At 70.3% G+C, this 10,855-nt stretch carries 8 protein-coding genes and 1 tRNA gene; 4 read left to right on the top strand and 5 right to left on the bottom strand.

Going from position 1 to position 10,855, the window contains the following annotated elements; all coding sequences use genetic code 11:
- Positions 1–48 precede the first annotated feature (48 nt).
- Together gltX and MME74_RS08125 are read left to right on the top strand one after the other, a co-directional pair.
- Positions 49–1,554 (top strand): glutamate--tRNA ligase, encoded by a 1,506-nt coding sequence (gene gltX, locus MME74_RS08120; RefSeq protein WP_267418292.1) that lies wholly within the window; start codon positions 49–51, stop codon positions 1,552–1,554.
- 99 nt (positions 1,555–1,653) lie between these two features.
- Positions 1,654–1,725: transfer RNA gene (locus MME74_RS08125), tRNA-Gln, on the top strand.
- A 169-nt stretch (positions 1,726–1,894) separates the two neighbouring features.
- Here MME74_RS08125 and MME74_RS08130 read toward each other — a convergent pair.
- Genes MME74_RS08130 through pdhA form a run of 3 tightly spaced genes read right to left on the bottom strand, consistent with a single transcriptional unit; the run spans position 1,895 to position 5,218 of the window.
- A complete protein-coding gene (locus MME74_RS08130; RefSeq protein ID WP_267418293.1) occupies positions 1,895–3,103 on the bottom strand; it encodes a dihydrolipoamide acetyltransferase family protein in 1,209 nt (402 codons plus the stop codon).
- Between the two features lie 16 nt (positions 3,104–3,119).
- Positions 3,120–4,112 (bottom strand): alpha-ketoacid dehydrogenase subunit beta, encoded by a 993-nt coding sequence (locus MME74_RS08135; protein WP_267418294.1) that lies wholly within the window; start codon positions 4,110–4,112, stop codon positions 3,120–3,122.
- Positions 4,109–5,218 carry a pyruvate dehydrogenase (acetyl-transferring) E1 component subunit alpha gene (gene pdhA / locus MME74_RS08140; RefSeq protein ID WP_267418295.1) on the bottom strand — a complete coding sequence of 370 codons (1,110 nt, stop codon included), beginning with the start codon at positions 5,216–5,218 and terminating at the stop codon, positions 4,109–4,111. Before pdhA ends, MME74_RS08135 begins: the two co-directional genes overlap by 4 nt.
- Before the next feature lie 112 nt (positions 5,219–5,330).
- Between pdhA and MME74_RS08145 the strand changes: the two genes are divergently transcribed.
- Positions 5,331–5,927 carry a TetR/AcrR family transcriptional regulator gene (locus tag MME74_RS08145; protein ID WP_267418296.1) on the top strand — a complete coding sequence of 199 codons (597 nt, stop codon included), beginning with the start codon at positions 5,331–5,333 and terminating at the stop codon, positions 5,925–5,927.
- Between the two features lie 137 nt (positions 5,928–6,064).
- Here the strand turns inward: MME74_RS08145 and MME74_RS08150 are convergent, their stop codons facing one another.
- The gene (locus MME74_RS08150; protein WP_267418297.1) at positions 6,065–9,121 is read right to left on the bottom strand and encodes a LamG domain-containing protein; all 3,057 of its coding nucleotides are present in this window, start codon (positions 9,119–9,121) and stop codon (positions 6,065–6,067) included.
- A gap of 56 nt (positions 9,122–9,177) precedes the next feature.
- The gene (locus tag MME74_RS08155; RefSeq protein ID WP_267418298.1) at positions 9,178–9,879 is read right to left on the bottom strand and encodes an HAD family hydrolase; all 702 of its coding nucleotides are present in this window, start codon (positions 9,877–9,879) and stop codon (positions 9,178–9,180) included.
- A 154-nt stretch (positions 9,880–10,033) separates the two neighbouring features.
- On the opposite strand from MME74_RS08155, the gene MME74_RS08160 reads away from it, so the two are divergent.
- Positions 10,034–10,789, top strand: a complete 756-nt coding sequence (locus tag MME74_RS08160; protein ID WP_267418299.1) for a GntR family transcriptional regulator — start codon at positions 10,034–10,036, stop codon at positions 10,787–10,789.
- Positions 10,790–10,855: the final 66 nt, after the last annotated feature.

Consider the following 10,855-nt stretch of genomic DNA (forward strand, 5'->3'; position numbering starts at 1 on the left):
CGTCGAGGCTCAGCGGCGGAAGGCCCCGCCCCGTAGAATCGAAGGGCTATGGCTACCCCTCACCCCCTCACCACGACTGTCAGTGGTGCCGACGTCCGCGTCCGCTTCTGCCCCTCGCCGACCGGACTGCCGCACGTCGGCATGGTCCGCACCGCGCTCTACAACTGGGCCTACGCCCGCCACAACGGCGGGAAGATGGTGTTCCGCATCGAGGACACCGATGCCGCCCGTGACAGCGAGGAGAGCTTCCGTCAGCTCGTCGACGCGCTCACCTGGCTCGAGATCGACTGGGACGAGGGCGTCGAGGTCGGCGGGCCGCACGCGCCGTACCGCCAGTCGGAGCGTCATGACATCTACCGCGGCGTGATCGACAAGCTCATCGCCACCGGCGCCCTGTACGAGAGCTACTCGACGGCCGAGGAGATCGACGCCCGCAACGAGGCCGCGGGCCGCGCCAAGCAGCTCGGCTACGACAACTTCGACCGCGACCTCACGGACGAGCAGAAGGCGGCGTTCCGCGCCGAGGGCCGTCAGCCCGCGCTTCGCCTGCGCGTGCCGGACGAGGACGTCACCTACGTCGACCTCATCCGCGGCGAGGTCACCTTCCCCGCCGGCTCGTTCCCCGACTTCGTCGTGGTGCGGCCGAACGGCGTCCCGCTCTACACGTTCGTGAACCCGGTCGACGATGCGCTCATGGGCATCACGCACGTGCTGCGCGGCGAGGACCTGATGCCGTCGACGGCTCGGCAGCTGTCGCTGTACGCGGCGCTCATCGATGCGGGCGTCACGACGTTCGTCCCGCGCTTCGCGCACATGCCGCTGGTGCTGGGGGAGACGGGCAACAAGAAGCTCTCCAAGCGCGACCCGCAGGCCGACCTGTTCCTGCACCGTGATCGGGGCTTCATCCACGAGGGTCTGCTGAACTACCTCGCCCTCCTCGGCTGGTCGATCGGGCCGGACCGCGACGTGTTCTCGCTCGACGAGTTCACCGCCGCCTTCGACATCGTGAACGTGAACCCGAACCCGGCGCGCTTCGATCAGAAGAAGGCCGAGTCGATCAACGGCGACCACATCCGGATGCTGGGGGAGAAGGACTTCGCCGAGCGCACGATCCCGTATCTCGCCGCCGCTGGTCTGTTCGACGAGCCCACGCATGAGCAGCTGGTGATGGCGTTCCGCGTCGCACCCCTCGTGCAGGAGCGCGTGCAGCTGCTGGGCGAGGTCCCCGGCATGGTCGGCTTCCTGTTCACGGACGACGTCTCCTACGCCGAGGACGCGCTCAAGGGGCTCCCGGCCAACGCCGCCGAGGTCCTGGACGCGTGCGTCGTGGCTCTCGAGCCGCTGGAAGAGTTCACGCCGGAGAAGATCCAGGAGGCTCTCGCCGGGGAACTGGTCGAGAAGCTCGAGCTCAAGCCGCGCGTCGCCTACGGTCCGCCCCGCGTGGCCATCACCGGCCGCCGGATCTCGCCGCCGCTGTTCGAGTCGATGGAGCTCCTGGGCAAGGAAGAGTCCCTGCGTCGTCTGCGCTCCCTCTCCGCGTTCCTCGCGAGCTGAGACGCGACGCGCCCGGGCGGCGGCGTACGGCACCGGTTTTGGTGTTCCGCCGCCGCTCGGGTAGGCTTGATTCTCGGTGCGAGGCTCCGGTTTCGCCCTTGGGGTATGGTGTAATTGGCAACACGACGGTTTCTGGTTCCGTTATTCTTGGTTCGAGTCCAGGTACCCCAGCAGAACGAAAACCCCCGCTCAGGCGGGGGTTTCGTCGTTTCCGGATCACACGGGGCGGGTGGCTCGTGTCCGCTCGTGGCCGCGTGGGGAGATGCGGCGACGGCACACGCCGATGAGGGTTCTCCCGCGATGAGCGGGTGCGGGAACCCGGGGGTCCCCGCACCCCGGCTCACAGCAGGAGCTGCAGCGGCTCTTCGAGCAGATGGGTGAGAGTCGCCAGGAACCGTGCTCCGACGGCGCCGTCGATGATGCGGTGATCGGCGGTGAGCGTGTAGCCGATCCGCCGGTGGGCGATCACCCGGTCGTCGACGAGCGTCAGCTCCTCACGGATTCCGCCGACCGCGAGGATGGCGCCCTGCGGCGGGTTGATGATCGCCGTGAACCGGTCGACGCCGAACATGCCGAGGTTGCTGACGGTGAAGGTGCCGCCGGCGAGCTCTGCCGCGGTGAGTCGGCGCTCGGCGGCCCGCTCGGCGAGATCGCGCGTGCGGCCGGCGATGCTCGTGATCGTCGCGGCATCCGCCGAGCGGACCACGGGGACGACGAGTCCTGCGGGGGCGGCCATCGCGACGCCGACATGCACGTCACGGTGAAGGAGGGTGGCGCCGCCGCCGGCGGGGGAGTATGACGCATTGATCTCCGGGTGAGCCCGCAGGGCCAGGGCCACCGCCTTGACCACGAGGTCGTTCACACTGACGCGAGCCGGAGTCCCCGTGCTCTCGTTGATCCGCGCCCGCAGTGCGAGGAACTCGTCGACCCGTGCGGAGGACGTCACGGTGAACGTCGGGATCGACGTGGTCTCCGACATCCGCGCAGCGATGGTCCTGCGGGTCGCGTCGAACGGGATCGTGTCCGCGGCGAGGTCTTCGGCCGCCGGAGCGGGCGCGGCGCGGAGCTCGTCGAGGTCGGCTCGGACGATGCGTCCTCCGGGCCCCGTGCCCGACACCGCAGCGAGGTCGATCCCCTGCTCCCGGGCGATGCGGCGGACGAGAGGGGTCGCTGCCACGCGTCCGGTGGTCATCCCGAGGCTGCTCGACGCTGTCGGCGCCACCTGTGCGGCGGTCGTCGGTTCAGGGTCGGGGGCTGCTGACGGACGCTCCTGCACACCCGCGGCGGGTCCCGTCGAGGGCGCGGGGGAGCCGCTGCCGTCGTCGAGCCTGGCGATCGGGGTGCCGATGGCGACGTTCTCGCCCTCGGGGACGAGGATCTCCACCAGCACACCGGAGTCGTACGCCTCCTGTTCCATGAGGGCCTTGTCGGTCTCGACCTCGAGCAGGAGGTCGCCCGCGGCGACGTCGTCGCCCGGTTTCTTGTGCCAGGCGGCGATGGCCCCCTCGGTCATCGTGTCGGAGAGGCGGGGCATGAGGATGTCGATCATGGTGTCTTCTTCGTTCTCATCGGCGCCGGGCGACGGCGTCGAGCGTTTCACGGATGGCGGTGACGGCGTCCTCCACAGAGGGCAGCGCTGCGGTTTCCAGCGACTTGGCGTACGGCATCGGCACCTCGGCCATGGCGACCCGGCGGACGGGGGCGTCCAGCCAGTCGAAGGCGCCGTCGCTGATGGTCGCGGCGATCTCCGCGCCGATGCCGTAGGTGAGCCAGTCGTCTTCGAGGGTCACGGCGCAGGTCGTCTTGCGGACGGAGGCGACGATGGTCTCCCGGTCGAGCGGTCGCAGGCTCCGCAGGTCGATGACCTCGACGTCGATGCCGTCGGCGGCCAGGCGCTCGGCGGCTTCGAGGGCGACGAGAGCCATCCGCGAGTAGGCGACCACGGTGATGTCGCTGCCTTCGCGCATGACCGACGCGCGCCCGATCTCCGCCGGCTCCAGGTCCTCGGGCACTTCGCCGGTCGTGTTGTACAGCGAGAGGTTCTCGAGGACGAGGACGGGGTCCTCGTCGCGGATCGCCGCGATCATCAACGCCTTCGCGTCGGCGGGAGTAGCCGGGGCGACGACCTTCATGCCGGGCACGAACGCGTAGTACAGCTCGATGTTCTGCGAATGGGTGGCGCCGAGCTGCTGCCCGCCGCCCCCGGGCGTGCGGATGACGAGGGGCACATGGGCCTGGCCGCCGAACATCCCATAGATCTTCGCTGCATGGTTCACGATCTGGTCGAGCGCGAGCAGCGAGAAGTTGATCGTCATGATCTCGACCACGGGGCGCAGTCCCACCATCGCCGCCCCGATCGCGGCGCCGGTGAAGCCCTCTTCCGCGATGGGGGTGTCCCGGACGCGCTTCGGCCCGAACTCGTCCAGCAGACCGGCGGTGATCTTGTACGACCCTTCGAAGAGTCCGATCTCCTCGCCGATGAGGAACACGTCGTCGTCTCGCAGCATCTCGAGACGGAGGGCGTCGTGCAGAGCCTGGCGGTAGCTGATGATGCTCAACGGACACCCCCTGCGGAGAGGAGCGCGTGCGGTCGCGGGGGAGCGGGGAAGAGCGCCTCGCCGGGGAGCCGTCGGGAGTCGTTCGGCACCGGCGTGGCGTAGGTGTAGTCGAAGAGCGTCGAGACGTCGGGCTCGGGGCTCGCATCGGCGAACGCGGCCGCCGCGCTGACTTCTGCGGTGACCTCGGCATCGACCCGCTCGATCTCGTCCTGTCCGAGGACGCCCCGTTCACGCAGGTCCGCGGCGAAACGTGCCACCGGATCGGCGGCTCTCGCAGCGGCCGCCTCCTCGGGGGAGCGGTAACGGGCCGGATCGACGACGGAGTGTCCCTTCATCCGACCGGTCATCGTCTCGAGCAGGTACGGGCGGCCCGCCCTGGCGCTGGCGAGGGCGACGCGCGCGGCCTCGAGCACGGCGACCGGATCACCGCCGTCGACCCGCGCGGAGGGCATGCGATAGGAGGAGGCCCGCTTGTGCAGCTCCGGTTCTGCCGACGACTGCTCGACCGTCGTCCCCATCCCGAGTCCGTTGTTGTTCACGACGTAGACGATCGGCAGCCCCCAGAGCGCAGCGATGTTGAGCGACTCGTGGAAGGCTCCGATGTTCGTGGTCCCATCGCCCATCAGGCACATGACGGCCTCGGTCCCGCCGCGGTAGTCGATCGCGAGCGCGGTGCCCGTGGCCAGCGGGACCTGTCCGCCGACGATTCCGTAGCCTCCCATGAATCGGGATTCGAGATCGAACATGTGCATGGAGCCGCCCCAGCCGTGCGAGACGCCGTCGGTCCGTCCGTAGAGCTCGGCCATGGCCCGCTCCGGCGATATCCCTCGGGCGAGCGCGTAGCCGTGCTCCCGGTAGTTGGCATAGACGTAGTCGCTCCCCGCGAGCGCGGCCATCAGCCCCGCGACGGTGGCTTCTTCGCCGAGGTTGAGGTGGCAGTACCCGCCGACCTTGGCCTCGGCGTATGCGCGCGCGGCGCGTTCCTCGAAGCGGCGGATCAGGACCATCTGACGATGGAGGGCCCGCAGCTGATCGTCGGACGGAGCGGTGTGCACCGGACGTGAGACCTGAGCCTTCGGGGTCCGGGTGGTGCGGGATGGGGGCATGAGGGTTCTCCTTCTCGCCTTCGAGGCATCGGTGCGAGTGCCTCGGTGAATGAAACCAGTTCCGTTTCATTCTAGAATCGATCATAGTTGTCCTGTGCACGAAGGGGATCTGATGCCGGAGAACGAGAGCGACCCGCCACGACGGAAGCGGGGTCGGCCCACCGCGGACGAGCGCGCGCAGCGCCGTGACGACATCCTCGACGCCGCGGTCCGCCTCTTCATCCGGGGCGGGTTCGAGCAGGTCACGCTCGATGACATCGTCGCCGAGGCGCACGTCACGAAACGGACCATCTACGCCTACATCGGCGACCGCACCGAGATCTTCCTCGCCGCCGTCGAGCGCCTTCGCGAGCGGACGCTCCGGCAGGCGGAGCCGGACGACGGTCTCACCCGGCTCGCCGAGGACATCGCCTTCATGCTGCAGTCCGACGAGGCGGTCGGCCTGCACAGCCTGATGATCGGCGAGGCGCGACGATTCCCCGAACTCGCTCGGCGGTTCTACGAGGAAGGACCGCGCGGGTACATCGCGCGGCTGCAGGCGCTGCTGCCGGGCGAGGAGGCGGATCGCGCGGAAGAGCTCTTCGCGCTGCTCCTCGGAGAGCCGCACCGGCAGCGCCTGCTGGGGCTCCGTCCGGCACCGGATCGTGCGACCGCCGGTGCGCAGGCTCGGGACGCCCTGGCCGCGCTCGGCCTGTCCGACGCCCGCTGACCCGGCGCGCGGACCCGGCATCCGGCGAGGACACGACCCGCGGCGGGGAGGCGCTCCGCTGCGCCGGCGACGACGCGGCCCCCTGCAGCCGATCGTCCGAGGACGAGAGCGGATGCAGGGGGCCGGTTCGAACGCGGCTAGGCCTTGCGGCGCAGGCGGAGCAGCCAGATGCCGGCGGCCAGCAGCGTGGCGGCCAGTCCTGTCCACACCCAGCCCATCGCGCCATCCGCGCCGGTCGTGGCGAGCGGATCGGACGAGCCGTCGGTCCCGGGCTTCACGCCGGTGCCGCCGTTCCCGGAGTCGCCGTCTCCGTCGCCGTCCTCGCCAGGGCCCTCGCCCGGACCTTCACCCGGGCCCTCACCAGGGCCACCGTCGTCGACCACGGCGAAGTCGACCGTGGCGAGCACGCGGCTCGCGACACCGGTGAGCACCAGCTCCGAGCCCTCGATGGCGTAGCTCTCGACACCGCTGACGGCGGCCGTGGAGCCTTCGATCCGGAACCCCGCTGCCGGGCGCAACGCCAGGCGCACCTCGCCGCCGCGGTCCGCCACACCCTCGGCCGGTGAGACGGTTCCGCCGCGGACGTCGGTGCGATACACGAAGCGGACCGTCTGCGCCTCCACGGCGTCGACGGCGGACTTCAGCGCGTCGAAGCTCGCGCGCAGCTGCTCCTTCGACGGCACACCGCCGACGGCCCGGGCGGCTGCGGCATCGGCCGTGGCGACCGACCCGGCGAGCAACGCGGAGCTGTCGGCCGTCGCCGTGGCGAGCGCCTCGCCGAGTGCCTGATCGAAGACCCGGCCGTTTCCGGCCTCGACCTCGTTCGCCTCCATCAGCTCCGTCGCGTACTCGACGGCCTGGGTGAGCGCGGCGGTCTCCTTGGTCGAATCATCGGCGGCGAAGAGGCCGGCGACCTCGGTCGCGGACAGAGCCGTGTCCCACATCCGCAGGTCGTCCATGTCGAGGCCGACCCCGTAGCTCTTGCTCCCGTCGACGCCCACGAGCATGTTCAGGCCGCTGGTCATGCTCCCGATGCCCGCGATGCTCGTCTCCTTCGCGAGCACGCCGTCCATGTAGGTGCTCGCGACGTTGCGCGTGCGGTCCACCGTGACCGTCATGTGGTGCCAGGATCCGCGATAGTCGCTCACCTCGCCGGTCGCGTAGACGCCGTTCGTGCCGTCGCCGAGGGTGAACTCGAGCTTGCCCGTGTTCGAGCCCTCCGGCGCGAGGTTTATCCCGGAGCGGTAGAAGTTCGCCCAGTTCTTGTTGCTGATGATCGCGCCGTAGCCGTTGACGCCGGTGACCTTCGTCCAGAAGCCGATGGTGAGGTCCTTGTCCGTGCCGAGGTCGAACTCGGGGCGGGATCCGAGGTCGACGTAGCTGCCGGTGCCGGCGCCGATGCGCACGGCTGTGCCGGAGGCGCCGGCGCGGTCGGTCTCGACGTAGCTGACCGCACCGACCGGCTTCGCGGCGGGGCCGCCGTCCGCGTGGGTGCCGGTGTCGCTGAGGTCGCCCTCGAAGGCGAGGTGCAGGAACTCGCCGTCGGGGGCCGGGGCGGGCGCTGCGGGGAAGTCGGGGAAGACGAGTCGGCCGGCGGTGCGCACCGTGCCCACGAATGGCTCGGACGCGTTCTGGAAGTCGTCGTAGGCGGTGACCGTGACGGTGTAGTTCTTGGCGGCCTTCAGGCCGCGGATGTCGAAGCCCATCGTGTTCGGGGTCATGTAGAACCGGGAATAGGCCTTGAACGCGCCGGAGAAGGACTTCGCCGTGTTGTTCCCGAAGTCGGGCACCTGGTTCGCGGTGAACGAGACGGGCTTGCCGGCCTGGTCGCGGATCTCGATCTCGTAGTAGTTCACGAGCTCGTCGTCCTCGGCCTGGTCGAAGTGCAGCGTCAGCGACTCCTCAGCGATATCGGTCGCCGTGACCGCGGCGGCATCCCACCACGGTGCGACCGTGCTGCGCTGACCGGCGGTGTACGTGAAGCCGCTCTTGCCCGCGGTCGTGTCGACGACCCAGGGCATGCCGATCCAGCGCTGGTGCGTGACGTCGAAGCGACGGATCACGGTGGTGCCGTCGTCGAGCACCGAGACGAAGTTGGCGCTCTTCTGGGACACCCCGGCCGCGGCGTCACCCTGGTTGCCGCCGAAGTAGCCGCCGCCGAGGAAGTCGCCGGGAACGTCCTGGTAGATGTAGTTCATCGAGGCGTTCTCGTAGACCGTGAAGTCCTTCTGGAAGATGCTCGTCTCCGGGTTCGACGAGAAGTGCGTGTGCGCGGAGCCGAGCAGCACCTGCGGGTAGTCGGCGAGGATGCGCTGCAGGTCGGGACCGGCCATGTCGTAGTCCGCGTGGAACGGGCCGCCCAGCGAGGTGCCGGCGTAGCCGCTGTGGATCGAGACGAAGATCGGCTTGCCGGGGTCGTAGTCGGGCTGGGCGGCGATCTCCTGGAGCGTCCGGGTGAGGTAGGCCTGATAGCCGGAGCGCTGTCCGGTGTAGCCGAACGTGTTCGTGCCGTTGTAGTCGAGCCCGATGAAGTCGATGCCGTCGACCGTCGTGTGGAAGTTGCTGACGTAGTCGGTGCCCGCGTTCGGGTAGAACCACTCCGGTGCGTCGGCGGGGGCGTCCTCCCGCGCGGCCTCGAAGGTCGTGCCCATCAGGTCCGCGATGTCGTGGTTGCCCTGCGTGAGCAGCACCTGGGACTCGGGGAAGGTCTCGCGCATGACCCGCTCGACGGCGCGGTACCAGCCGGCGACCTTCTCGCTGTCGCCCGCCTGATGGGCGGCGTACTCGGGGTCGTTCGCGCCCACCACATCGCCGTTGTCGACGACGACGCGCGGGTCGAACCCCTTCGCGTCGGCCCATGCGCGGATCGCCTCGAAGTGCGGTTTCGCGCCCTCGTACGCGACCTGCTCGGCGGTCTTGTCCGCGGTGGCGGAGCCGCTCAGCTCGGTGTCGGACATCGTGAGGAACTCGAGCGTCGCGTCCACGTCGTTGTACGCGTCGTTCGCGGCATCGATGCGCTGCTGGGTCATGGGCTGCGCGGCCGGAGTGGCAGCCGGAGTGCTCGCTGCGGCGGGGACGGCGGGCAGGAGCAGCGCGAGCACGGTGGCGGCCGCGAGTGCCCCTCCGCGCCGTGTGCGGTGCAGGGTCGCCTCGGAGCGCGTGCGCGTGCTCAGTGGGAGGTCAGGGGTCGGCATGGTTTCCTCACGTGGGGTGGTGACTGTCTTCGGACGGGATGGAGCGGAGGGGGACGTCAGGGGAGCGCGGGTGCGTCGGCGCGCAGGGAGGCGACCCACGGCCCGGTCACGGCGCGGAGGTCGGGGATGCGGGCCGTCGGGCGACTCGCATCGTGGTCGTCGGACCGGACCTGCACGACCCGGCACCCGGCTGCGGTCGCCGCCCGGACGCCGACCGCGGAATCCTCGAAGACCAGGCACGCTGCCGGGTCGACGCCGAGCAGGGCCGCGGCGCGCAGATACGGCTCCGGATGCGGCTTCGTCTGCTGCACGTCGTCGGCGGTGACGACGGCGTCGAACGCACCCAGGTGCACGCTCTCACCGACCGCGTCGACCCACCGGCGGGTCGAGCTCGTGACGAGGGCGAGCGGCATCCCCTCGCGGCGCAGACGGCCGAGCGCCTCCTCGGCGCCGGGGATCCACGGCAGACGCCCGGCGAAGGCGCCGATCGTCAGGTCCTCGAGCTCTGCGGCGACGAGGCTCTCGTGCGCGGAGAGTCCGACGACCCGGCTCAGGGCGCGGGCGGCGTCGATGGTCGCGAGTCCCTCGAACCCGGCGAGGACCTCCGACGACGCCGGTGCGCCGATGCTCTCGAGGCGGGAGCGGATCGCGTCGAGCCACAGCCTCTCGCTGTCGACGAGGGTGCCGTCGAGGTCGAAGAGCACGGCGGACGGCCAGCCGGAGCGGCGGTCGTGGGCGGAGGGGGTCGACGGGGTCACCGGACGATTACCCCGCTCGACGGTGTGCAGGGGGCGGCGCGCAGATGAACGACGGTTGAACGATCGGCGCCCCTCCGCACGATCCGGGGGACAACTGTGAACGGCTGTCCGCTTCGCGCGATCGCGCGCTTCTCGGCGGACATAGGCTGAGCCGGTGCCCCCGGATACCGCGCGCTCGCACCGCGAGATCATGAGCCATCTGATGACCAGGATCATCGACGGGGAGTTCGCCGCCGGCACGACCCTGCCCTCCGAGACGAAGCTGGCTCTGCACTACGGCACGACCCGCGGCACCGTGCGGCGCGCCCTCGCCGGACTCGAGGATCGAGGTCTCGTGTCCCCGGTGCAGGGATCGGGCTGGATCGTCCGCTCGGGGCGTCAGAGCCAGTCGTTCGAGGAGCTGCGATCCTTCGCGCAGTGGGCGCGTTCCAAGGGCATGACGCCGGGCGGGCGGGTCCGCCGCAAGGAGTTCGGGGAGGCGACCGGGGCCGAGGCGCGGCGCCTGTGGGTGAGCCCCCGGACGCGGGTCCTCCGCGTGACCCGGACCCGCAGCATCGACGGGCGCGATGTGATGCTGGAGCGCACCTGCTACCCGGACTGGATCGCCGATCGGGTGGCCGCGATCGCGGACGACGAGGCCTCCGTGGTCGAGACGCTGAGCCGTGAGCACGGAGTCGTCACCGCGTTCGCTGAGCACGCGATCGACGCCGTCCCGGTCTCCAGGTCCGACGCCGAGCTCCTGGGCGTCCGCCGAGCGAGCCCGCTGCTGCGGGTGCGTCGGGTCAGCCACACTCCCGCGGGCGAGCCGATCGAGTACGGCGAGGACCGCTACCTGCCCGACACCGTGACGTTCCTGATCCCGGCATCGCGCGAGAGCACCTCCCTCACGCGGACCGAGTTCGAGCGGTAGCACCCGGCGGCGGGGCGCGACACCCGGATCGTCGTCGGCGCGCGTCCCGTCGAAGGACCTCGGGGG

Origin of the sequence: Microbacterium oxydans (genome assembly GCF_026559675.1) — a bacterium.
In the GTDB taxonomy this organism is placed as follows: Bacteria; Actinomycetota; Actinomycetes; order Actinomycetales; family Microbacteriaceae; genus Microbacterium; species Microbacterium oxydans_D.